A 240-nucleotide genomic window follows, 5' to 3' on the forward strand; every position below is an offset into this window, starting at 1 on the left:
GATGGCACAGTAACCAGCGGAAACACAGCAAACACGGACCCAAGCGGAACAGTAACGATCACCGATAACGACAATGCGCCAACAGTAACAATAGCCGACGCAACAGTCAACGAAGGCGCTGGCACAGTAACCGTTCCAGTAAGCATAGATACCGTAAGTTCAACAGATGTTGTAGTAGATATTGTCACGACAACAGGCACAGCCGGCACAAGTGATTACACAGTCACGACAACAACCGTG

Annotated in this window: 1 protein-coding gene; it reads left to right on the forward strand. The window is 49.6% G+C overall.

Going from position 1 to position 240, the window contains the following annotated elements; genetic code table 11:
• Positions 1 to 240: hypothetical protein (locus tag ACVC08_RS00510; protein WP_452600558.1), on the forward strand; the 240-nt coding region annotated here is incomplete at both ends.

This window comes from Pontimicrobium sp. MEBiC06410, assembly GCF_053601615.1.